This window comes from Streptomyces sp. NPDC088097, assembly GCF_044741845.1.
Lineage (GTDB): Bacteria > Actinomycetota > Actinomycetes > Streptomycetales > Streptomycetaceae > Streptomyces.
The window spans coordinates 194054-217805 of sequence record NZ_JBIUTJ010000007.1 but is presented as its reverse complement, the minus strand read 5'-3'; the positions used below and the strand labels follow the sequence as shown (position 1 = coordinate 217805).

19 protein-coding genes and 1 pseudogene are annotated in these 23752 nt (G+C 72.6%); 13 read left to right on the top strand and 7 right to left on the bottom strand.

All coding sequences use genetic code 11. The features are described 5' to 3' along the window. Positions 1-13 precede the first annotated feature (13 nt). Genes ACIOD1_RS22190 through ACIOD1_RS22180 form a run of 3 tightly spaced genes read left to right on the top strand, consistent with a single transcriptional unit; the run spans position 14 to position 3146 of the window. Positions 14-919 (top strand): VOC family protein, encoded by a 906-nt coding sequence (locus ACIOD1_RS22190; protein WP_365624550.1) that lies wholly within the window; start codon positions 14-16, stop codon positions 917-919. Continuing rightward, positions 907-1461: a flavin reductase family protein gene (locus ACIOD1_RS22185; protein WP_401904113.1), complete on the top strand. Its 555-nt coding sequence runs from the start codon at positions 907-909 to the stop codon at positions 1459-1461. Before ACIOD1_RS22190 ends, ACIOD1_RS22185 begins: the two co-directional genes overlap by 13 nt. Next, entirely contained in the window at positions 1458-3146 is a 1689-nt protein-coding gene (locus ACIOD1_RS22180; protein WP_401904110.1) for an FAD-dependent oxidoreductase, read from the top strand. Before ACIOD1_RS22185 ends, ACIOD1_RS22180 begins: the two co-directional genes overlap by 4 nt. Before the next feature lie 391 nt (positions 3147-3537). Here ACIOD1_RS22180 and ACIOD1_RS22175 read toward each other — a convergent pair whose 3' ends face one another. After that, positions 3538-4248 (bottom strand): HAD family acid phosphatase, encoded by a 711-nt coding sequence (locus tag ACIOD1_RS22175; protein WP_401904108.1) that lies wholly within the window; start codon positions 4246-4248, stop codon positions 3538-3540. A gap of 127 nt (positions 4249-4375) precedes the next feature. Next, positions 4376-5272, bottom strand: a complete 897-nt coding sequence (locus ACIOD1_RS22170; RefSeq protein WP_401904106.1) for a hypothetical protein — start codon at positions 5270-5272, stop codon at positions 4376-4378. Positions 5273-5358: 86 nt separating this feature from the next. On the opposite strand from ACIOD1_RS22170, the gene ACIOD1_RS22165 reads away from it, so the two are divergent. From ACIOD1_RS22165 to ACIOD1_RS22155, 3 genes are all read left to right on the top strand, one after another. Further along, positions 5359-6189 carry a serine protease gene (locus ACIOD1_RS22165; protein ID WP_401904103.1) on the top strand — a complete coding sequence of 277 codons (831 nt, stop codon included), beginning with the start codon at positions 5359-5361 and terminating at the stop codon, positions 6187-6189. A 247-nt stretch (positions 6190-6436) separates the two neighbouring features. Beyond that, positions 6437-7093, top strand: coding sequence for a response regulator transcription factor (locus tag ACIOD1_RS22160; protein WP_365624532.1), 657 nt, complete (start codon positions 6437-6439; stop codon positions 7091-7093). 526 nt (positions 7094-7619) lie between these two features. Beyond that, positions 7620-8792 carry a sensor histidine kinase gene (locus tag ACIOD1_RS22155; RefSeq protein WP_401904100.1) on the top strand — a complete coding sequence of 391 codons (1173 nt, stop codon included), beginning with the start codon at positions 7620-7622 and terminating at the stop codon, positions 8790-8792. A gap of 98 nt (positions 8793-8890) precedes the next feature. Here ACIOD1_RS22155 and ACIOD1_RS22150 read toward each other — a convergent pair whose 3' ends face one another. Next, on the bottom strand, positions 8891-9163 hold the full coding sequence (locus tag ACIOD1_RS22150) for a transcriptional regulator (protein ID WP_401904098.1): 273 nt from the start codon (positions 9161-9163) through the stop codon (positions 8891-8893). Positions 9164-9318: 155 nt separating this feature from the next. Further along, a complete protein-coding gene (locus ACIOD1_RS22145; RefSeq protein ID WP_401904094.1) occupies positions 9319-9738 on the bottom strand; it encodes a hypothetical protein in 420 nt (139 codons plus the stop codon). Positions 9739-9917: 179 nt separating this feature from the next. Between ACIOD1_RS22145 and ACIOD1_RS22140 the strand changes: the two genes are divergently transcribed. The 4 genes from ACIOD1_RS22140 to ACIOD1_RS22125 all read left to right on the top strand — a co-directional run bounded on the left by ACIOD1_RS22140 (position 9918) and on the right by ACIOD1_RS22125 (position 16698). Next, positions 9918-10232 carry a chorismate mutase gene (locus tag ACIOD1_RS22140; protein ID WP_365624526.1) on the top strand — a complete coding sequence of 105 codons (315 nt, stop codon included), beginning with the start codon at positions 9918-9920 and terminating at the stop codon, positions 10230-10232. Between the two features lie 249 nt (positions 10233-10481). After that, positions 10482-12983: an aminopeptidase N gene (pepN, locus tag ACIOD1_RS22135; RefSeq protein ID WP_401904092.1), complete on the top strand. Its 2502-nt coding sequence runs from the start codon at positions 10482-10484 to the stop codon at positions 12981-12983. A 908-nt stretch (positions 12984-13891) separates the two neighbouring features. Then, positions 13892-15289 (top strand): pyridoxal phosphate-dependent decarboxylase family protein, encoded by a 1398-nt coding sequence (locus tag ACIOD1_RS22130; RefSeq protein ID WP_401904090.1) that lies wholly within the window; start codon positions 13892-13894, stop codon positions 15287-15289. Further along, positions 15286-16698, top strand: a complete 1413-nt coding sequence (locus ACIOD1_RS22125) for a SidA/IucD/PvdA family monooxygenase (RefSeq protein WP_365624517.1) — start codon at positions 15286-15288, stop codon at positions 16696-16698. Before ACIOD1_RS22130 ends, ACIOD1_RS22125 begins: the two co-directional genes overlap by 4 nt. Before the next feature lie 40 nt (positions 16699-16738). Here the strand turns inward: ACIOD1_RS22125 and ACIOD1_RS22120 are convergent, their stop codons facing one another. After that, entirely contained in the window at positions 16739-18553 is a 1815-nt protein-coding gene (locus ACIOD1_RS22120; protein ID WP_365624514.1) for a 5'-nucleotidase C-terminal domain-containing protein, read from the bottom strand. 237 nt (positions 18554-18790) lie between these two features. Between ACIOD1_RS22120 and ACIOD1_RS22115 the strand changes: the two genes are divergently transcribed. The 3 genes from ACIOD1_RS22115 (at position 18791) to pyk (ending at position 22514) form a co-directional block, all read left to right on the top strand. Further along, entirely contained in the window at positions 18791-20095 is a 1305-nt protein-coding gene (locus ACIOD1_RS22115; protein ID WP_401904087.1) for a ricin-type beta-trefoil lectin domain protein, read from the top strand. A gap of 138 nt (positions 20096-20233) precedes the next feature. Further along, positions 20234-20929 (top strand): SIMPL domain-containing protein, encoded by a 696-nt coding sequence (locus ACIOD1_RS22110; protein WP_365624509.1) that lies wholly within the window; start codon positions 20234-20236, stop codon positions 20927-20929. Positions 20930-21086: 157 nt separating this feature from the next. After that, a complete protein-coding gene (pyk, locus tag ACIOD1_RS22105; protein ID WP_365624506.1) occupies positions 21087-22514 on the top strand; it encodes a pyruvate kinase in 1428 nt (475 codons plus the stop codon). Between the two features lie 39 nt (positions 22515-22553). Here pyk and ACIOD1_RS22100 read toward each other — a convergent pair whose 3' ends face one another. Then, positions 22554-22805, bottom strand: a complete 252-nt coding sequence (locus ACIOD1_RS22100; RefSeq protein ID WP_365624503.1) for an EF-hand domain-containing protein — start codon at positions 22803-22805, stop codon at positions 22554-22556. Between the two features lie 128 nt (positions 22806-22933). Beyond that, a pseudogene (locus tag ACIOD1_RS22095) lies at positions 22934-23653 on the bottom strand (helix-turn-helix domain-containing protein); the annotation flags it as partial. Positions 23654-23752: the final 99 nt, after the last annotated feature.

The window sequence follows — 23752 nt, the reverse complement described above, 5'->3', positions numbered from 1 at the left end:
CCCAGGAGCCCCCATGGACATCCGCGCACTCGGCTACCTCCGCATCGAGACCGCCGACCTCCCCGCCTGGCGCACCTACGCCCTCGACGTCCTCGGCATGGCCGAGGCCCAAGGCGGCACCGACGACCAGCTCAACGTCCGCATCGACGACCGCGCCCACCGCTTCCAGTTCGTCGCCGGGACCACCGACCGCCTCCTCGCCGCCGGCTTCGAGGTCGCGAACGCCCGCGCCCTGGCGGAGGCGACCGCCGAACTGGAAGCCGCCGGCCTCGCCGTCAAGCAGGCCGACGGCGCCACCCTCGCCGACCGCCGCGTCCAGGGCCTGATCCACTGCGAGGACCCCAGCGGCAACCCCCTGGAGATCTACTGGGGCCAGGCCCAGGACCACAGCCCGCTGCCCGCCCGCTACGGCAACCGCTTCGTCACCGGCGGACGCGCGGGCGACCTGGGCCTGGGCCACGTGGTCCTGCCGGCCCCCGACACCGAGGCCACCCTCGACTTCTACGAGAACCTCCTCGGCTTCCAACTGCGCGACTCGATGAGGCTGCCCCCCGTCGCCGTCCCCACCGGAGCCCCCGGCAAGGACTTCCACCTCATGCACTTCCTCAGCCCCAACCGCCGCCACCACAGCCTCGGCCTCTACCCCGGCGCCCTCCCGCCCGGCATCGTCCACTTCATGGTCGAACTGGAGCGCCTCGACGACGTCGGCTACTGCCTCGACCGGATGAACGCGGCGGGCATCCCCATCGCCTCCACCCTCGGCCGGCACTCCAACGACCACATGGTCTCCTTCTACGCCCAGGCCCCCGGCGGCTTCCAGGTCGAGTACGGCTGGGACGGCCTCCTCGTCGACCCCGCCACCTGGACCGCGAAGGAGATCACCGCCGACAGCTTCTGGGGCCACCAGTGGAACGGCTGACCACGCCCCCGGCCGCCGCCCTGGGCCCCGCCGAGACGCCGGCACCGGCCCCCGCCGAGGCCCCCGTCGACCCCGCCGCCTTCCGCGAGGTTCTCGGAGCCTTCGCCTCCGGCATCACCGTCCTCGCCGCCACCGACGCCGACGGCAGCCCCGTCGGCCTCGCCTGCCAGTCCTTCGCCTCCCTCTCCCTGGACCCGCCGCTGGTGCTCCTCTGCGTCGGCAAGGGCTCCTCCAGCTGGCCCGCCGTACGGGACGCCGGCCGGTTCGGCGTCAGCATCCTCGGCGCGGACCAACGGGCCGTCTGCGAGGCCCTCGGCCGCCGGGGCGGCGACAAGTTCACCGGCGTCGAGTGGGAGACCTCCGCCCACGGCGCCGTCCGCGTCACCGGAGCCCTCGCCACCGCGGACTGCGCCCTCGAAACCGTCCACGAGGCCGGCGACCACTGGCTGGTCACCGCCCGGGTCCTCGAACTCACCACCCGCGAGGGCGGATCACCCCTGCTGTACTTCCGCAGCGACTACGCCACCGGAGCCTTCGGATGACCGACGCCCTCACCCACGAGTACGACGTCGTCGTCGTCGGCTCCGGCGCCGCCGGCCTCGCCGCCGCGATCACCGCCCGGCTGCGCGGCCTGAGCGCCCTCGTGGTGGAGAAGACCGACAAGTACGGCGGCTCCACCGCCCTGTCCGGCGGCGCCGTCTGGGTCCCCGGCAACCTCCACCTCGACCGCGCCGGCATCGCCGACACCCACGACAAGGCCCGCGCCTACCTCGACGCCACCGTCGGCGACCGCGTCCCCGCCTCCCGCAAGGAGGCCTACCTCACCCACGGCCCCCGCATGGTCCGCGAGTTCCACGACCGCACCGAGGTCCGCTTCATGTACACCCCGGGCTACTCGGACTACTTCCCCGAGGCCCAGGGCGGCATGGCCCAGGGCCGGTCCGTGGAGCCGTGCATCGTCGACCTCAAACGCCTCGGGGAGCTGGGCCGCGGGATGCGCCGGGCGGGCCTGCCCACCTATGGGCTGACGATGACCTCGTACGACTTCCGCTTCCTCAACATGGTCGCCCGCACCTGGGCCGGCCGCCGCACCTCCGTCAAGGTCGGGCTGCGCGCCGTGAAGGCCCTCGCCACCGGACGCAGACTGCTCTCCCTGGGCGAGGCCCTCATCGCCCGGATGCGGCTCTCCCTGGACCGGCTCGACGGCGACCTGTGGCTGTCGGCCCCCCTGACCGGGCTGCTCACCGACCCCGACGGACGGGTGAGCGGCGTACGCGTCACCCGCGACGGCCGCGAGGTCACCGTCCTGGCGCGCGGCGGGGTGGTGCTGGCCTCCGGAGGCTTCTCGCACGACCAGGCGCTGCGCGAGAAGCACCTGCCGGCGCCCACCTCCACCGCCTGGACCCATGCCTCGGAGGGCCAGAACGGCGACGCGCTGCGCCTGGGCGAGGAGTTGGGGGCCGCCACCGACCTGATGGACCGGGTGTGGGGCGCGCCCTCGGTCTGCCCGCCGGGGGAGCGACCGTTCTTCCTCGTCGCCGACCGGGGCATCCCCGGCATGGTCATCGTCAACGAGGCGGGGGAGCGCTACGCCAACGAGGCCCTGCCCTACCACGCGTTCGTGGACGAGATGTACGCCGCGGACCGGCCCGAGGCGACGACCGTGCCGTCCTGGCTGATCCTCGACGCCCGCTCCAAGGCCCGCTACCTCTTCGCGGGCCTGTTCCCCGGGCAGCCCTTCCCGAAGTCCTGGCGCGAGAGCGGCTTCCTGAAGCAGGCCGCCACCCTGGAGGAACTGGCCGAACGGATCTCGGCCCCCGGCCTGCCCGCCACCGTGCGCCGCTTCAACGGCTTCGCCGAGCGGGGCGTGGACGAGGACTTCGGGCGCGGCGAGAGCGTCTACGACCGCTACTACGGAGACCCGACGCTGCCCCATCCGAACCTCGCGCCCATCGAGAAGGGCCCCTTCTACGCGGTCCCCGTGCACCCGGGCGACATCGGCACCAAGGGCGGACTGGTCACCGACGGCGACGGCCGGGTCCTGCGCGAGGACTCCACCCCGATCCCGGGCCTCTACGCCTCGGGCAACTGCTCGGCCGCGGTGATGGGGGAGACCTATCCGGGGCCGGGCGCCACGATCGGCCCCGCGATGGCCTTCGGTTGGGCCGCCGCCAACGCCATCGCGGCCTCCCTCGGAGCTCCGGAGCAAGAGGCGGACATACACTGACGGAGCAGGGTGTTCCGCCGCCGCGTTCCGGGCACAACGCCCGAAACGACGCCGGGGGGCGGTGGGGGCATGGGTCGGTTCGGTTGGTGGACTCTGATCAACGGAGTGCTGTGCGGGGGGACGTGGGGTGTGCTGGGCTGGGTCCTGTGGGACCCGGGCCTCCAGCCCACCCAGGACGCCCTGGGCGGGTGGATGATCGGACTCGCCGTCATACCGGCGGTGATCGCCGCCGTGAGCCTGCTCACCGTCGGTGAGTGGACGGGCGGGGGCGGGGGCGGCGGGAGCTGGAGCGGCGGCGACGGGGGCGCCGGCTTGGGGGGGTGGCTGTGGCGGCGGTTGCGGCGGGTGCGGAGGCGGACTCTGAGCGCGCCGCCGCACCGGCCGCGCGGGGTCAGGAGAGCTTGCCGCCGTAGTCGGGGAGCTTGACCGTCCGCTCGGCGTGGCCGCCGACCAGGTCGCCGTCGTTGTTCCCGATGTTGGCGATGATCGTGTAGCCGCGGGCCTCGATCTCGGCGCGCTTGGCCGTCTTGTACGCGCTGACCGGGCCGAAGAGGTCCGGCAGGTCGCGGACGTAGAGGCCGCTCACCGGGTAGCCGACGGAGGTCAGGTTGCGCTCGGTGAGGGAGTACACGATCCCCGGGCGGGCCGTCACGAAGAAGATCGCCACCCCGCGGTCGTTCGCGTACCGGGTCAGCTCGCGCACCTTGGAGATCGCCGGGGTCGGGACGGTCCAGAACCAGTGGAAGTCCGTCTCCAGCGAGGTGTTGTCGATGTCGAGGACGATCGCCGGCTTCTCCCCCGCCGGGGAGTCGGCGATCCGCCGCTCGATGCCCGGACGGGCGGCGTCGACCACGGCGGCCACGTCGCGCTGCCAGCCGCCGTAGTCGATGCCCAGGAGCAGCGCGTTGCCGCCGGGCGCGGAGGCCGTCACGGCGGCGGCCGTCGTGGAGGCGGTCCCCGCGGTCACTGTCTGCGCGGCGGTCCGGGCGGCGGCGGCAGGGGCCGCCTCGGCCGTCCCGCCGGGCAGCAGGGTCAGCGCGGCGGCCGCGAGGGCGCTCGCGGCGACGGTACGGGTGGTCCTGGTGCGGCGGGTGCTGCGCATGTGGGGGACGCTCCTCGGTCACGCATTGGCATGTACGCGACCAGGCTGGGGGAGTGCGCCCCCTGTGTCTACCGGTCGGTAGGAAATTTTTCGTGGCCCCCCGATGAATCCCCCTCGCGCGGCCCCCTCACGTGTCGCACTCCAGCACCGAGCGGCACAGCCCGCACCGCGCCCGCAGCGGGCCGCCCACCGCCACCCGCAGCAGCTGCCCGCACACCGGACAGGGGAACGCCACGCGCAGCGGGCCGCCCTCGGGCCGGTCGAAGCGGTACGCGGCCCCGGGCGCGGGGGCGCTCGCCCCGGCCCGGCGGTGGCGGGCGTAGCGGCGGGCCTCCGAACCCCGGGCGGCGGCCAGGGGGGCCCGGCGCAGCTCCCGGTCGGCCTCCGCGCGACCGCGCGCGTACGCCTCGTACGCCTGGGGGCTGGTGAACCAGGGGGAGGGGTCCTCCCCGAAGGCCCGGGCGCGCCGGGCCAGGACGTAGCCGAACTCCTCCGGGGTCAGGTAGCCGAGCCGTTGGCGGGTGAGGGCGTCCTCGCGGTAGGCGTCGAGGAGCAGCCAGCCCACGCCGAGGTAGGCGGCGGCCGTGTCGGTCAGGATCTCGTCCTCGGCGGTGGTGGGGAAGCGCAGGCCCAGGCGGTGCAGCAGCACGTGGGTGACCTCGTGGGCCAGGGCGGCGCCCAGGTCCCGGCGGTGGATCCGGAAGCGGTCGCTCACCTCGACGAAGTACTCCGGGCCCGCGGTCAGTTCCACCGTGGCCGCGTCCCGCATGGGTCGGAAGGCGACCACGATCCGCGCGTCGGGCAGCCGCAGCGCGCCGACGATCGCGGAGGCCACCCGGTGGGCCCCCAGGTGCAGGTCCTCGCCGGCGCCGAAGGCGACGTCGGCGGCCGGGACGGCGGTGGCGTAGGCCTCGATCCCGGTGGGGGAGAGGGCGCGGTACAGGGCGGTGACCGCCGCGCGGACCGTGTCCAGATGTGGAAATCCGTGCTCCACCGGGCTCGGGTGCCCACCGTTCTGCGTCATGCCGCCCCCTGGGCCGGAAGTTGTCCGAAAACACCGTCTTGTTGTCCGCGGCACGAGAGATGTGTCATGGACGTGTCATTGACCCGATGGCAGTACGCACGGCACAGCTCGCCCAACCCCCCACGAAAGGCAGTGTGTTGACCGTGACCACCCTCGGCACGTTCTTCAAGCGCACCCTCGCCGTCAGCGCCGTCGCCCTCGCGGCCGTCAGCCTCCAGCCCACCAACGCCGGCGCCTCCCAGGCCCCCGTCGTCGGTGGAACCCGCGCCGCGCAGGGCGAGTTCCCCTTCATGGTCCGCCTCTCCATGGGCTGCGGCGGCGCCCTCTACACCCAGCAGATCGTCCTCACCGCCGCCCACTGCGTGAACGGCTCCGGCAACAACACCTCCATCACCGCCACCGCCGGAGTCGTCGACCTCAACAGCGGCAGCGCGATCAAGGTCAAGTCCACCAAGGTCCTCCAGGCCCCCGGCTACAACGGCAAGGGCAAGGACTGGGCCCTCATCAAGCTCGCCAAGCCCATCAACCTCCCCACCCTCAAGATCGCCGACACCAAGGCCTACGACAACGGCACCTTCACCGTCGCCGGCTGGGGAGCCACCCGCGAGGGCGGCGCCCAACAGCGCTACCTCATGAAGGCCACCGTCCCCTTCGTCTCCGACGCCTCCTGCCAGAGCGCCTACGGCAGCGATCTCGTCCCCTCCGACGAGATCTGCGCCGGCTACAACCAGGGCGGCACCGACACCTGCCAGGGCGACTCCGGCGGCCCCATGTTCCGCCGCGACAGCGCCAACGCCTGGATCCAGGTCGGCATCGTCAGCTGGGGCGAGGGCTGCGCCCGCGCCGGATACCCCGGCGTCTACTCGGAGGTCTCCACCTTCGCCGGCGCCATCGCCTCCGCGGCGGCCGGCCTCTAGGTCCTGCCGGCACGGCCCACCCCCGTCGCCTCGTCCTTCCGGTCCCCCCGCGAACGGGCCGGAAGGACGAGGCGACGTACCCCGTACGCACGTAGGGTCGGCTGAGCCTTCCCGGGGCCGCGCCACCGCCGTCCCCGCCCCGCGACAGGCTCCCGACGGCCCGCCGTGCGGTTGCGGGCCGACGCGCGCACAGGTCCCATGGGAACGATCCATAGGCGACGGCGGGCGACAGTGGGGCAGGCAGCGCATGGCGATCAGAGTGGTCATCGCGGACGACCAGGAGATGGTCAGGACCGGCTTCCGGATGATCCTCGAAAGCCAACCGGACATCGAGGTGGTAGCCGACGTCGTCGACGGCGAAGCGGCCCTCGCCGCCGTCGCCGAGCACCGCCCCGACGTCCTCCTCCTCGACATCCGCATGCCGAAGCTCGACGGCCTCGAAGTCACCCGCCGCCTCGCCGGCCAGGACACGCCGCACATCGTCATCGTCACCACCTTCGACCTCGACGAGTACGTCCACGCGGCCCTGCACGGCGGAGCCTCCGGCTTCCTCCTCAAGGACGCCAGCCCGGCCATGCTGGTCGAAGCGGTCCGGGCCGCCGCCGTCGGCGACTCCCTCGTCTCACCCGCCATCACCGTACGGCTGCTGCGCGAGATGGCACCGCGCATTCCGGCCGCCCAGGCGGCCCGCCGCCCCGTCGAACCCCTGACCGAACGCGAGCGGGAGGTCGTACGCTGCCTCGCGCGCGGGATGACCAACGCGGAGATCGCCGGCGAGCTGTACGTGTCGCTGTCCACCGTCAAGACGCACCTGGCGAACGTCCAGGTCAAACTCGACGCCCGCAACCGGGTCGAGATCGCCGCCTGGGCCTGGGAAAGCGGCCTCGCCACAGCCCCCCGGTGACCGCCGCCGCCCCCGCACGAGCCGGCGGCGGCGACCGGCGCCGGGCCTCCCGCCGCGCCGCCCGGCCCACCTGCGCTGCCGCCCGGCCCACGTGCTGTGCCGCCCGGCCCACCTGCGCTGCCGCCCGGCCCACCTGCGCTGCCGCCCGGCCCACGTGCTGTGCCGCCCGGCCCACGTGCTGTGCTGCCCGCCCCGCCTGCTGTGCCGCCCGGCCCACGTGCCGTGCCGCCCGGCCCGCCTGTCGCGCCGCCCGCCCCACCTGCGCTGCCGCCCGGCCCACGTGCTGTGCCGCCCGGCCCGCCTGCTGTGCCGCCCGGCCCACGTGCCAGCGCGCCCTGCCCGCCTGCCATCGGCCCGCCTGCCGCCGTGCCCGGCCCGCCTGCCACCGAGGCCGGCCCGCCTGTCACCGAGGCCCGCGCGCGGGCCTCGGCCGGGACCTGCGCGCGGCCTCCCACCGGGGCCCGCGCGCGGCCTCCCACCGGGGCCTGCGCCGGGCTTCCCGCCAGGACCCCGGCGGGGGTCCGCGGTGAGCCCCCTCGCACCTTGGGCCCGCCGGCACCCCTACGCCGCCCGCTGGACCCGCGTCCTGCTCTCCCTGGTCCTCTTCGCCCTCGTCACCTTCGAGGGCGTCGTCCTGGCCCGCCAACCCAGCCTGCCCCACGCCGCCGTCTGGATCTCCGGCATCCTCGTCTGCCTCAGCGCCGTGTCCTGGCCCGGGATCCCTCTGATCACCCGCGCCTGGTTCGCCGCCGTCACCACCTGGACCGTCACCTTCCTGCTGATGTTCGGCCACCACCCCCTCGTCGTCTGGGGCGGCGGCGAGGCCATCGCCCTGCTCGTCCTGCTCACCCAGGTCCTGCTGCGGGCCCCCGCCCGCACCGCCGCGATCCTCGGCCCCCTCCTCGGGCTCGGCTGCATGGCCGTACCCGTGCGCGACGCCGACCCCGGACGCTTCACCCTGCTCTTCTCCGTCCTCGCCGTGGTCGTCGGCGCCTACTCCCTCCTCCTGCGCCTCCAGTCCGTGCAACGCGTCCGCGAACTCCGCGCCGTCCGCACCGCCGAACGCCTCGAACTCGCCCGCGAACTCCACGACCTCGTCGCCCACCACGTCACCGGCATCGTCGTAGAGGCCCGCGCCGCCCACTTCACCAAGGTTTCCGCCGAACGCGCCGCCGAGATCTTCGGCCGCATCGAAACCGCCGGGGACGAGGCCCTCGGCTCCATGCGCCGCCTCGTCAAGATCCTCCGCGAGGACGCCGGCGGCGCCCCCGACGCGGACCGGCCCCCCGCCGCCGGCCGGGCCCCCGTCGCCGGCCTCGCCGACATCCGCGTCCTCGCGACCCGCTTCTCGGCCACCGGCCCGCCCGTCGCCCTCTACGTCGAAGAAGGCCTGGAGGACCGCCTCCCCGGCGACGTCGCCGCCACCGCCCACCGCATCGTCCTCGAAGCCCTCACCAACATCGGCAAGCACGCCGCCGGCGCCACCGCCGTCCGCATCGGCCTGCGCACCATCCCCGCCGGCCTGGAGGTCCGCGTCGCCGACGACGGCGGCCACTCCGCCCGGCTCTCCGAGAAGGCCCGGGGCGGCGGCTACGGCCTCGTCGGCATGGCCGAGCGCGCCGAAGCCCTCGGCGGCTCCCTCACCGCCGGCCCACCCCCGGAAGGCGGCTGGCTCGTCACCGCCACGCTCGCCCTGTGACCGCCATGTCACCGCTGTGACCTGCGCGCCACCGCAGTGACCGCCACGCTGCCGCAGTGACCTCCGCGCCGCCGCTGTGAAGGCCCACCGGCCCACGGTCACCCCAGGGCGATGGCCCGCAGCGCGTCCAGATGCCGCCGGTAGACGACGCGCCCCTCGGGAGTCAGGGAGAGCCAGGTACGCGGATGCCGCCCGACCCGCCCCTTGTGCACGCCGACCAGCCCCGCCCCCTCCAGCGCGGCGACCTGCTTGGACAACACCGAGTCGCTGACCTCCACCACGTCCCGGACGAAGCCGAACTCCGCCTTGTCGAGCGGAGCCAACGCCGCCACCACCGAGAGCCGCACGGGCGCGTTGAGCAGCGGTGCCAAGTCGTGCCGCGGATGCCCACCAACCCACGTCCGGGCCGCTCCGTCCGCACCCGTCGCGTCTGCCGCTTCCGGTGCTTCGGCTGCCCCGTCCGCGCCGTCCGCGCCGTTCGCCCCGTCCGCCGCCCCCGCCGTGTCCGTCCGCGGGTCTTCTTCCCTCACGAGGCCCTCCGCGTCTCGGACAGGGCGCCGATCGCGGGCGGCAGCGCGCAGGCCACCGCGGCGGCCACCGCGAAGCCCGTCCGGTCCGCGAACACCGTGGTGCCCAGCCCGACCCCGACGCCGAACAACGCCCCCCAGGTCCCGATCACCAGTCCGTGCTTGAGCCCGAAGCCCCGCCGCACCACGCGCTGCCGCGCCGCGTACACGCTCAGCCCGCCCACCAGTGCCGCGTTGAGCACCGCGAAGGCGATCGCCTGCGCGGGACCGTGCCACAGCAGGGCCAGTGGCACGAGGACCAACTGTCCCGCCGCGAAGACCCACAGGTAGCGCGCGTACCAGCCCGAACGTGCCCGAGCCGTGTGCTCCAGCCCGGCCGACCGGGCCAGAGCCTCCTTCGCGCCGGCGTAGTCGCTCACGACCTGCCCCCTTCTCCCCGATCCCGTCCGTGGGCGATCTGCCCACTTGCCAATATGGGAGCTACTTTCCACATGGGCAAGTACTCAAAATGCGCCAATGGCCGAGAAGGAGTGGGCACCCGTCTCAAGGACCGATTGGCCGAGGAAACACGCGCGTCCGCCCCGTATTCTCGGGAACCATGAACACCAGCGACATCGACGAGAGCGTCAGCGCCGAGCTGGCCCGCCTGCGCGACAGCATCGACAACATCGACGCGGCCGTGGTCCACATGCTCGCCGAGCGCTTCAAGTGCACCCAGCAGGTCGGCCACCTCAAGGCCAAGCACCAGCTCCCCCCGGCCGACCCGGGCCGCGAGGCACGCCAGATCACCCGGCTCCGCGAACTCGCCGAGAACGCCAAACTGGACCCGGCCTTCGCCGAGAAGCTCCTCAACTTCATCATCGCCGAGGTCATCCGGCACCACGAGACCATCGCCGCGGGCGAGGACCAGTAACCGGCGGGCGGCGCCGCCCCGCCGCCCCACTCCGCCCCCCGCTCCGACCGGCCGCCCGAGTCCGGTCCGCCGTCCGCGTCAGGCCCGCCCGGCCCGCCGCCGCGAGATCCTCGCCCCCCGCCGGTCGACCCGGGCCCGCAGCCCCGGGGTCCCAGGACCCGCCCCGCCGCCCCCGTCCCGACCGCCACCGGGGCGCCCTCGCGCCACGGCCCCTTCGACACGGCCCGCCCATCCGGCAGCATGGGCCCCATGTCCGCACTGACGCGCAACGAAGCGCAGCTCCGAGCCCGCATCCTCGACGTCCACCACTACGCCGTCACCCTCGACCTCACCACCGGTGACGACACCTTCGACTCCACCACCGTCATCCGGTTCACCGCCCGCACCGCCGGAGACACCTTCCTGGAGCTGAAACCGGACGAGCTGCGCACCGCCACCCTCGACGGACACCCCCTCGACCCCGCCGCCCTCGACGGCAACCGCCTCCCGCTCACCGGCCTCGCCGAAGGCCCCCACGAGCTGCGCGTCGACGCCCGCATGCGCTACTCCCGCACCGGGGAGGGCCTGCACCGCTTCACCGACCCCGCCGACGACGAGACGTACGTCTACTCCCAGATGTTCCTCGACGACGTCCAGCGCGTCTTCCCCGCCTTCGACCAGCCCGACCTGAAGGCCGTCTTCGAATTCGCCGTCACCGCCCCCGCCCACTGGACCGTCCTCGCCAACGGCATCACCACCCGCACCGGCGACCGCGAAACCGACGGAGCCGGCCACTGGACCTCCGCCCCCACCCCCGTCATCTCCACCTACCTCGCCGCCGTCGCCGCCGGCCCCTGGCACAGCATCACCACCGAACACGCGGGCATCCCCTTCGGCATCCACTGCCGCCGCTCCCTCGCCCCCCACCTCGGCGCCGACGCCGACGAGTTGCTCTCCCTCACCACCGCCTGCTTCGACCACTACCACGCCACCTTCACCGAGCCGTACCCGTTCGACTCCTACGACCAGGCCTTCGTCCCCGAGTTCAACGCCGGCGCCATGGAGAACCCCGGACTCGTCACCTTCCGCGACGAATACGTCTTCCGCTCCGCCGTCACCGACACCGAACGCCAACGCCGCGCCGTCACCATCGCCCACGAGATGGCCCACATGTGGTTCGGCGACCTCGTCACCCTCGCCTGGTTCGACGACATCTGGCTCAACGAGTCCTTCGCCGAGTACATGGGCTACCAAGCCCTCACCGAAGCCACCCGCTTCACCGGCACCTGGACCGACTTCGCCGTCAGCCGCAAGGCCTGGGGCTACGACGCCGACCAACGCCCCTCCACCCACCCCGTCGCCCCGGACCCCGCCGACGTCCCCGACACCGCCTCCGCCCTCCTCAACTTCGACGGCATCTCCTACGCCAAGGGCGCCTCCGCCCTGCGCCAACTCGTCGCCTGGATCGGCGAGAAGGACTTCCTCGCGGGCATCAACACCCACTTCGCCCGCCACAAGTTCGCCAACGCCTCCCTCGCCGACTTCGTGGACTCCCTCGCCGCCCACACCGACCGCGACGTCCACACCTGGGCCGAGAGCTGGCTGCGCACCACCGGCACCGACACCCTCACCCCCCGCATCCAGGAGAGCCGCGGAGGCTGGACCCTCACCGTCGACCGCCACGGCAGCCGCCCCCACCGCATCACCGCCGGCACCTACGAACTGGCCCCCGACGGCATCCTCGAACGCGGCGAACTCATCGACCTCGACGTCCCCACCGACGAGATCCTCTCCGTCGCGGGCCCCCGCCCCGACCTCCTCGTCCTCAACGACGGCGACCTCACCTACGCCAAGGTCCGCCTCGACGAGACCTCCCTGGAGACCGCCCTGCGCGGCATGCGCCGCATCCCCGACCCGCTGACCCGCGCCGTCGTCTGGGGCTCCCTGCGCGACATGGTCCGCGACGGCGAACTCGCCCCCGCCGCCTACCTCGCCACCGCCGAGGCACACCTCCCCGACGAGAGCGACCTCGCCATCGTCCAGGGCGTCCTCGCCTTCGCCCGCACCCACGTCGCCGACCACTACACCGCCCCCGCCGACCGCGGCGACGCCCTCGCCACCCTCACCGGTATCGCCCGCGACCTCCTGCGCCGCACCGAGGACGCCACCGACCCGGGCCTGCGCCTCACCGCCGTACGCACCCTCGTCGACAGCGCCACCCAGCCCGACACCATCGCCGCCTGGCTCGCCGACGGCACCGTCCCCGGCGGCCCCGAGCTGGACCCCGCCCTGCGCTGGCGCATCCTCGCCCGCCTCGCCGTACTCGGCGCCGTCGACGAGGCCGCCATCGACGAGGCCCTCGCCGCCGACCCCAGCGCCACCGGCCGCGAAGGCGCCGCCCGCTGCCGCGCCTCCCTCCCCACCCCCGAGGCCAAGGCCGCCGCCTGGCAGAGCCTCTTCCACGACGACACCCTGTCCAACTACCTCTTCAGCGCCACCGCCCAGGGCTTCTGGCAGCCCGAACAGGCCGACCTCGTACGGGACTACGTCCCCCGCTACTACCCCGACGCCATCGCCCTCGGAGCCCGCCGCGGCCCCGCCATCGGCGAAGCCGCCGGCCGCTGGGCCTTCCCCGTCCACGCCGCCGACGAGACCAACCTCGAAGCCGGCCGGGCCGCCCTCGAACACCCCGACCTCATCCCGCTCCTGCGCCGCAAACTCGCGGACCACCTCGCCGACCTCACCCGCACCCTCCACATCCGCAACCCCTGACCCGCCCCCCACCAGGCCAAGCCCCCGCCCCGGGGGCGAAGAGCGGGGGCGAGCCCCGCCCCGGGACCCCTGCCCCGTCCTCCGACGTGGTTCCCCGGGCCCGGCACCCGGGCTGGGGCCCGTGCCCCGGCCCGCGCCGAGCGGGCCCCGCCCCCGGCCCGGCCCGGTACATCCCCCGGCGTGGTTCCCCTGGCCCGGCACCCGAGGCAGGTTGCCGTGCCCCGTTACGGGGGAGTGAGCCCCGGCCCTCCGGCCCGGTCCCGGCCGGGGAGCCCAGTACGTCCCCCGGGCCCGGCACCCGGGGGCCGTGCCCCTTCCGGTCCGCGCTCGGCGCGGCGGTGCGTCCGCAGCCGGCCCCCGGGACCCGCGCGGTGGACCGCCTCCGCGGTGCGATTCCGGCCACGGCCGGGCCCCCAGGGGCCCTGCGCCGCTCCCGCCCTGCCGGCCCCACGAGGACGGCACCCGCAGTCGGGCCCCACTGGTGCGGGCAGCCCGTCCGGGAGGCTGTGGCCGTGCCGTCCGGCGAGTGGCACCGCTCCCCGCCGCAGAGCCACGCGTACGACCCTGCTCCGGAGATCGACCACAAGGCGGCCCCCGCCGCCCGGCAGAGCCACCCCCCGCCCGGCAGGCCCCCTCGCCCGTCGGGGGGTCCGCCCCCACCCAGCAGGCCCCGCCCCACCCGGCCAGAGCCACCCCCCACCCGGCAGGCCCACCCCCCACCCGGCAGGGCCCCCGCCCGCGCCCCACCCCCGGCTGGGCCCGGCCGGAAATCGACCCCGGACAAACCCCGGCGGTTACCCCATTCGGGTCTGATCGTTGTACCGGCAGGGTGTCCCGCCCGGCCTTCGCGACGTACGGCGGTGGCGGTCGCGGCGACGCCCCACCCCGCCCAGCCACCGGAGGCCACCATGACCGTGCCAGAGCCGGCGCCGGCCATGGCGCCCCCGCTCGCCGGCGGACCTCGCGGACCCGACGCCCTGCGGCCCCTCCTCGACACCGTCCTCGACGCCCTCCGCACCGGCGCCGAGGAACGCGGCGGCCCCCTCCCCGCCGGCGGCCCCGCCACCACCGCCGCCCGCGTCGCCGCCGCACTCGGCGACGTACTGCCCACCCACGGCACCGGCGACCACGAAGCCCTCCGCACCCTCGTCCACACCCTGGCCGCCGGCGCGGCCGACCCCGCACACCCCCTGTGCGCCGCCCACCTGCACTGCCCCCCGCTCGCCGTCGCGGCCGCCGCCGACCTCGCCGCGAGCGCCCTCAACCCCTCCCTCGACTCCTGGGACCAGGCCCCCGCCGCCTCCGCCCTCGAAGCCGAACTCACCCGCACCCTCGCCGCCGAGTTCTACGACACCCCCCACCCCGAAGCCCTCCTCACCACCGGCGGCACCGAAGCCAACCAACTCGCCGTCCTCCTCGCCCGCGAACGCCACGGCCCCCGCCTGACCGTCCTGCACGGAGCCAACGCCCACCACTCCGTCCCCCGCGCCGCCTGGCTCCTCGGACTGCCCCCCGCCCGAGCCCTCCCCACCCCCACCGGCACCCTCGACCCCCGCACCCTCGCCGAGGCCCTCGCCACCACCCCCGGCCCCGTCCTCGTCACCGCCACCGCCGGCACCACCGACGCCGGGCTCATCGACCCGCTCCCCGCCCTCGCCGACCTCTGCGAGCGGCACGGCGCCGACCTCCACATCGACGCCGCCTACGGCGGCCTCCTCGCCCTCAGCCCCCGCCACCGCCACACCCTCGCCGGCCTCCACCGCGCCCGCTCGATCACCCTCGACCTGCACAAACTCGGCTGGCAACCCGTCGCCGCAGGACTCCTCGTCGTCCCCGACGCCGCCCTGCTCGCCCCCCTCGCCCACCAGGCCGACTACCTCAACGCCACCGACGACACCGAAGCCGGCCTCCCCGACCTCCTCGGCCGCTCCCTGCGCACCACCCGCCGCCCCGACGCCTTCAAGATCGCCGTCACCTTGCGCTCACTCGGCCGTCAAGGCCTCGCCGACCTCCTCGACCGCACCGTCGCCGCGGCCCGCCACCTCGCCGAACTCCTCGAAGCACACCCCCGCTTCGAACTCCACGCACACCCCACCCTCACCACGGTCCTCTTCCGACCCACCCCCACGGACGACGACCGCCTCGCCGCACTACGCCGCACCCTCCTCCACACCGGCACCGCCGTCCTCGGCCGCGCCACCGCCGACGGCCGCCTCTGGCTCAAGGCCACCCTCCTCAACCCCCACACCACGACGGCGGACCTGCACACCCTCGTCGCCCTCCTGGAAGGCAGAACCCCGCGATGACCGCCGCCCCCCTCGACACACCCCACGACCTCGTCGGAATCGGCATCGGCCCCTTCAACCTCTCCCTCGCCGCCCTCGCCCACGGCCTCCCCCAACAAGGCGTCGGCCCCCTCGCCACCGCCTTCTACGACCAACGGCGCGACTTCCGCTGGCACCCCGGACTCCTCATCGACGGAGCCACCCTCCAAGTCCCCTTCCTCGCCGACCTCGTCACCCTCGCCGACCCCGCCAGCCCCTGGAGCTTCCTCAACTACCTCCGCCACAAGGAACGACTCTTCCCCTTCTACTTCGCCGAGCAGTTCCACATCCAACGCGCCGAATACGACGCCTACTGCCGCTGGGTCTCCGAACGCCTCCCCGGACTCCACTTCGGCCACCAGATCGACGCCGTCCGCTGGAACCCCGAACGCGACCTCTTCGAAGTCGACTACACCCAACTCGACCCCGACGGAGAAGCCCAAGCCCTCGGCCGCACCCACACCCGCAACCTCGCCCTCGGCATCGGCACCGCCCCCTTCGTCCCCGAACCCCTGCGCCCCCTCGCCGACGCCCCCACCGTCCCCGTCATCCACTCCGCCGACTACCTCGACAACCGCCAACGCATCCTCGGCGCCGAACACGTCACCGTCATCGGATCCGGCCAATCGGGCGCCGAAGTCTTCCTCGACCTCCTGCGCGCCCGCCCCCACGGCCGCGAACGCCTCACCTGGCTCTCCCGCACCGAGTCCTTCGCCCCCATGGAGTACTCCAAACTCGGCCTCGAACACTTCACCCCCGACTACACCCGCTACTTCCACGCCCTCCCCGAACCCGTACGCGACCGACTCGTCCCCGCCCAATGGCAACTCCACAAGGGCATCGACTCCGCGACCATCGCCGCCATCCACGAAGAGCTCTACCGCCGCACCCTCCACGGAGGCTGGCCCGACGCCGTCCTCACCCCCGGCGTCAACGTCCGCACCGCGGGCCGCGTCGCCACCACCAAGGTCGAACTCCACCTCGAACACGCCCAGCAGGGCACCCGCTCCCGCCTCACCACCGACGCCGTCGTCCTCGCCACCGGCTACCAGGAACGTTCCCTCACCAGCCTCTTCGCCGGCCTCGACCCCTACATGCGCAGGGACTCCGCCGGCCGCCCCCGCATCGACGACCGCCACCGCATGATGCTCGATCCCTCCGTCACCGGCAGCGTCTTCGTCCAGAACGGCGAACGCCACACCCACGGCGTCGGCGCCCCCGACCTCGGCCTCGCCGCCTCGCGCAGCGCCTCCATCCTCAACACCCTCACCGACAAGGACCCCTACCCCCAGCCCCGCCGCACCGCCTTCACCACCTTCGGCCTCGAACAGCGGGAGCACACCCGCCCCCACCCCGCGGGCGAGCTGCTCCCACTCGTCGAACACCCCTGACGAGGCCGGCCCGCACACCGGCCCCCCAGGAGACCGACGGCTAGAACACCGGCACACCCGCCCGCGTCAGCCGCCAGTCCACCGAAGCGAACACCGACGGATCCACCGTCCCCTTCGCCTTCACCCACTGGATGATCGTGTTACGGATCTCGTCCGAGTCCGCCCACAACTGCCTGGCCTGCGGCACGTGCGGGAAGTTCCCGCCACCCGAGGCCCGGTAGTTGTTCACCGCGAACACGAACCGCCCCGCCGGATCCACCGGCTTCCCCTGGAAGGACAACCCCACGATCCGCGACCCCACCGGCTGCGCCACGTCTATGTCATACGTCAACCCGTACACCGCGTCGTAGTTGTAGTCCGGGATGCTCTCCGCGTTCGTCAGCTTCGCCGGATCCACCACGTCACCCGGCGCCGTCCGCACGTAGTACCGCGCCGAATACTCCAGGTAGTCCTTCAGCTGCGCACCCGTCAACAGCCGCGCCTCAAGGGTGTTCTCGAACGGGTACAGCCCCGCCGCGTCCTTGATCGTGATCTGCCCCGCCGGGATCGCCGCCGTCCGCGAGAAGCAGGACGCCTGCGAGAGCACCGGCAGCGCCGCCCACTCCGAACCGGCCAGAGCCGCCTTCACCGTCTCCGCCTGCACGTGGTTGATCAGATCGATGATCGCCACGTCCTTCACCGGCCCCTCCGCCGAGGACATCGCCTGCGTCGAGGTGCCGATCACCTGGTTGACGTACGCCACCACCTTGCGGTGCTCGTCCGACAGCAGCCGCACGATCTTCGGGTCCTCGACCACGGCGTTCGAGTTCAACACCCGCGCCGCGACCTTCGCCACCGACCAGCGCCCCCGCTCCCACGTCAGGTCGAAGTCGAACAGCGTCAGGCGCTGACCCCACTTGAGCGGCTCCGACAGCACCACGTCCTTGCCGGTCGCCTTGTTCCGCACCCGGTACTCCGGGATCTCCGTGTGCGCGTGACCGACCAGGATCGCGTCGATCCCCGCCACCTGCTCCGCCACCAGACCGGCCGCGTTCTCCACGTACGGCAACTGGTCACCGTAGGACGACGTACCGCTCGACCCGGAGTGCGCCGACACGATCACCACGTCCGCGCCCATCGAACGCAGCCGCGGCACGTACTTCGCCGCCTGCTCCTCCAGCCCCGGGAAGGTCATCTTCCCCTGCACGTTCGCCTTGTCCCAGATCGCGATCCCCGGGTTCGTCAACCCCAGCACCGCCACCTTCACGTCCCGCCCGCACGGCGTCCGCAACCGGTGCATGCTGTACGGCGCGAACGCCGGCCGCAGGGTCTTCGCGTCCAGCGCGTTCGCCCCCAGCAGCGGGAAATCGCACTGCTCCTCGAACTTCCGCAGGACCGGGATGCCGTAGTTGAACTCGTGGTTCCCCAACGCCGCCGCGTCGTAGCCGATGGCGTTCATCGCCTGCGCCATCGGATGCACCGGACCACGCCGCGCCGTGATCGGGTCCACCTTCGCGTAGTAGTACGAGAGCTGCGTCCCCTGGATCGTGTCGCCCGCGTCGATCAGCAGCGTGTTGCGCCGACCCTTCTGCTCCCGCACCTGGTTCACCAACGTCGAGATCTTCGCCAGACCGACGTCGTTGTGCGCCTTGTCGTCGAACTCCTTGTCGGTGAAGTAGTCCCAGTTGAAGACGTTCCCGTGCAGGTCGGTCGTCCCCATCACGGTGAACGCGTACGTGCGCGCGCCCGCCGCGTTCGCCGCCGGCGCGGGCTCCGCCGCGGCCGCGACCGCCGGGGAGCTCGTGGCCCCCGCCAGCGCCACGGCCGCACCGGTGGCCGCAGAGGCCCCCATGAACTTCCTACGGTCAACCGCCATGTCATCTCCCCTTGTGAGGCGTGTAATGAGGCGTGAACAACGCGCGTAGATTCTGACCCAGGAGTAACAAGGCGCAACACCCCCACCAGGTTTCGATCCGGTGACCGCCGGGTCGCGCGAGCGGTACGCGCGTCTTGACGCGGCCGAGGCGTCGCGCCTTCAATCAAGTCGTGAGCGAAGAAGTCTCGTTCGCAGTCATTGTCATGCGCATGCCCCCACGCGAAGCGATGTGATGTGATGACCCCCCGCCCCGCCCACTCCCACACAGGCCGACACCGCCCCGGCCGGCGCCACCCCACCTGGCGCCACCGCGCCACCCTCGGCGCCCTCGCCCTCCTGTGCTGGAGCGCCCTCGCCGCCCCACCCACCGGCGCCGCACCCCTCCCCGGCAACCCGGCCGCCGCCTCGGCCGCCGCCGGCTTCACCGACAACTTCGACGGACCCGCCGGAGCCGCCGTCGACCCCGCCCGCTGGCAAACCGAAACCGGCGACAACGTCAACAACCACGAACGCCAGTACTACACGGCCGGCACACAGAACGCCGCCCTCGACGGCCAAGGCCACCTCGTGATCACCGCCCGCCGCGAAAACCCCGGCAACTACACCTGCTGGTACGGACGCTGCGAATACACCTCCGCCCGCCTCAACACCTCCGGCCGCTACGCCCAGGCCTACGGACACGTCGAAGCCCGCCTCAAGATCCCCCGGGGCCAAGGCATGTGGCCCGCCTTCTGGATGCTCGGCAACGACATCGGCCAGGTCGGCTGGCCCGCCTCCGGCGAGATCGACATCATGGAGAACGTCGGCTTCGAACCCTCCACCGTCCACGGCACCCTCCACGGCCCCGGCTACTCCGGAGCCGGCGGCATCGGCGCCCCCTACACCCTCCCCGGCGGTCAGGTCTTCGCCGACGCCTTCCACACCTTCGCCGTCGACTGGGCACCCGGCTCGATCACCTGGTCCGTCGACGGCACCGTCTACCAACGCCGCACCCCCGCCGACCTCGGCGGCCGCGCCTGGGCCTTCGACAAGCCCTTCTTCCTCATCCTCAACCTCGCCGTCGGCGGCTACTGGCCCGGCGACCCCGACGGCGCCACCACCTTCCCCCAACAACTCGTCGTCGACCACGTCCGCGTCACCACCTCCACCACCGACCCCACCCGCACCGGCCCGGTCACCGGCCTCGCCGGCAAGTGCGTCGACGTCGCCGCCGCCAACCCCGCCAACGGCACCCCCGTCCAGCTCTACGACTGCAACGGCACCCCCGCCCAACAATGGACCGCAGCCGCCGACGGCACCCTGCGCGCCCTCGGCAAATGCCTCGACGTCAAGAGCGGCGGCACCGCCGACGGCACCCCCGTCCAGCTCTACGACTGCAACGGCACCCCCGCCCAACAATGGGCCCTCCCCGCAGCCCGCGACATCGTCAACCCGCAGGCCGACAAATGCCTCGACGTGACGGGCGCCAACCCCGCCAACTCCACCCCCCTCCAGATCCGCACCTGCGCCGGCACCCCCAACCAGAAATGGACCACCCCCTAAGCCCCGTAGCCCCCTGAGCCCTCCGGGCCCAAGACCTGAGCCCTCCGGGCCCAAGGCCATCGGACCGGCCGGCGGACACCCGCACGAAACTCCGCCGGCCCACCGCCGCACACCCCACCACGGTGCGACAGTGAATCCATGACCCAGGACTCCGCACACCAGCCCTACGGAACCCCCGAAGTCCCCCGCGTCGCGGTACGCGGCGAAGCCCGACTCGAAGTCGACCCCGAGATCGCCCGCATCGGCATCACCGTCAGCGCCCGGGGCACCGACCGTCGCACCGCACTCGAAGACCTCACCCGCCGCAACAACACCGTCCTCGACCTCATCAAGAGCTACGGCGACCCCGTCGAAAAACTCGAAACCGGCGCCTTCTCCATCAGCCCCGAACTCACCCGCCACGGCCGGGGAGAACGCGTCCGCGCCTATCACGGCCGCGTCCACCTCACCGCCGAACTCAACGACTTCACCGCCCTCGGCGAACTCACCACCCGCCTCGCCGACCTCGAACTCACCCAGGTCGACGGCCCCTGGTGGGACCTGCGCCCCACCTCGCCCGCCCACGGCGAAGCCCGCCGCCAAGCCGTCCTCGAAGCCGTCCAACGCGCACGCGAATACGCCCAGGCCCTCGGCGCCAACCTCGCCGCCCTCGTCGAACTCGCCGACCTCGGCGCCGAGAACGCCGCCCCCTTCGCCCAAGCCCCCGGCGGCGGCATGCGCACCATGGCCTTCGCCTCCGAGGAAGCCGCCCCGGCCCTCGACCTCGAACCCCAACGACAGACCGTCTACGCCCAGGTGAACGCCCGCTTCACGATGACCCCGCCCCAGCTCTGAAGCCCGTACAAAAACTCGAAGCAGTGCCACCCCGGGGGTGCTCATCAGAGCACCCCCGTGCACATTCAACATTTGTCAACAAGCTTTTTCCCAAAGGTTGTTGATAGGACACCCAGAACCAATTTCCTACTGCCTGGTAGGGGCATACGCTCGCCTTATGCGCCGAGCGAAAATCGTATGTACCCTGGGCCCCGCAACCGACTCATACGACCAGATCAAAGCCCTGGTCGAAGCCGGAATGGACATCGCCCGCCTCAACCTCAGCCACGGCACCCACGCCGAACACGAGGAGCGCTACCAGCGCGTACGCAAGGCCTCCGACGAGACCGGCCGCAGCGTCGGCATCCTCGCCGACCTTCAAGGCCCGAAGATCCGCCTCGGCCGCTTCCGCGAAGGACCCGTACTCCTTGAACGCGGAGACGAGTTCACCATCACCACCGAGGACCACGAAGGCGACCGCCACACCTGCGGCACCACCTACAAGGGACTCGCCGCAGACGTCACCACCGGCGAACGCATCCTCGTCGACGACGGCCGCGTCACCCTCGAAGTCACCGACATCGACGGCCCCCGCGTCCGCACCCGCGTCATCGAAGGCGGCATGGTCTCCGACCACAAGGGACTCAACCTCCCCGGAGTCGCCGTCTCCGTCCCCGCCCTCTCCACCAAGGACATCGACGACCTCCGCTGGGCCCTGCGCACCGGCGCCGACGTCATCGCCCTCTCCTTCGTGCGCAGCGGCCGCGACATCGAAGACGTCCACCGCATCATGGACGAGGAAGGCCACCGCCTCCCCGTCATCGCGAAGATCGAAAAGCCCCAGGCCGTCGAGAACATCGACGACATCGTCGCCGCCTTCGACGGCATCATGGTCGCCCGCGGCGACCTCGGCGTCGAAATGCCCCTGGAACAGGTCCCGATCGTCCAGAAGCGCGCCGTCAAACTCGCCAAGCGCAACGCCAAGCCCGTCATCGTCGCCACCCAGATGCTCGACTCGATGATCGAGAACTCCCGACCCACCCGCGCCGAAGCCTCCGATGTCGCCAACGCCGTCATCGACGGCACCGACGCCGTGATGCTCTCCGGCGAGACCAGCGTCGGCAAGTACCCCATCGAAACCGTCAAGACCATGTCCCGCATCATCGAAGCCGCCGAAGAGGACATCCTCGCCAAGGGGCTCCCGCCCCTCACCGACCGCAACAAGCCCCGCACCCAGGGCGGAGCCGTCGCCCGCGCCGCCGCCGAGATGGGCGACTTCCTCGAAGCGAAGTTCCTCGTCGCCTTCACCCAGAGCGGCGACACCGTCCGCCGCCTCTCCCGCTACCGCTCACCCATCCCGCTCCTGGCCTTCACCCCCGACGAGGCCACCCGCTCCCAGCTCAACCTCACCTGGGGCGTCGAGACCTTCCTCGGCCCCCACGTCGACTCCACCGACGCGATGGTCGCCCAGGTCGAGGAAGAACTCCTGCGGATCGGACGCTGCTATCCCGGCGACATCGTCGTCATCACCGCCGGCTCGCCCCCCGGCGTCAGCGGCAAGACCAACCTCGTCCGCATCCACCACATCGGCGACGCCGTCCGCTGACCGCAGCACCCCGGTGACACCCCGCCGCACCCAGGGGTGTCACCACCCGAACCGCCGGTCCACCACCGCCGCGAACTCCTCGAAGCTCAACACCGAGTCCCCGTTCGCGTCCGCCGCGTCGAACAACGCCGACGACGCGTCCGCGTCCCCCAGGCCCCAGAACGGCAGATCACCCCGCGCCGCCAACGTCGGCCCCTGGCTCCGCAACGCCGAGATCACCTCCTCGCGCGTCAGCTCCCCGTCGTGGTCCAGATCCAACGCGTCGAACAACTTCCGAGCCTTCTCGCTCACAGCGGTCCCCCTCTTTCCTTGACCTCGTACGTTCGGGATGAAGACCAAGACATACCCCGAAGAGCCGGTCGCTGCCCAGGCCGTCGCCCCCTGAAGCACCGCCGCCGGCCTGCGGGCCGACCCACCTGGTACTTGGCCCCGATCCGCGCGTCCATGAGCGCGACGGAGTCCCGCCGGGCGACGGACACGTTGAAGGGGTCCCCACCCCGCGCCGTCACGGTCCACCGGATCCCGAGCGCGGTGAGCGTGTCCGTGCACAGCCGACGGATGTCGTCGGACTTGTTGGTGAAGAAGTACCGGGGGTACTCGTACCGCTTCCCGTTCCGCACGGTCCAGTTGGTGATCCGACACCCGTCGGAATGGATCAGCCCCCGCACGAACTCCCAGGGATGCGCCTCGACGATCCCCCGCTGCCACCCTTCGAGCACGATCGCCCGCTCATGCTTCTTCCCGGGCCCGTGCTGCGGGAACAGGCAGGTCCAGTGGTGACTGTAGGACTTGACCTCCACGCACCCGCTTCTGTGCCGCCGACTGACTCGCGGGAGTTGCATGACGCGCCGCATGGCTTCCTCGGCGGCGTCGATCAGGCCGGTCCATGCCGCATCACAGGAGATGGACAGATGGTGCTGCTTCGTCTTCGACGTGATGTGGCCATCGCCGAGGTAGAGGCCGAGCAGGTACGCGTACGCGGGCCGATCGAATTCCAGGCCAGTGCACAGGGGGCAGTCGGTCGGCGGGACGTATATGTCGCCCCGGTGTCTTCGGTCTTCGTACCGCCACCAGCCGACGGTTCCGCGTGGGACTCCGAGGGACTCGGCCACGACTCGGTTGGTCACGCCTTGGCGCAGTAGGAGTACTGCTTCTTCGCGAATGGCAGGATTGTGCTCCACGCTCGGAGCTTCACTGCTGTTCGTCCGCTGATCGTGATTCGAAGATTCGTTCACCGG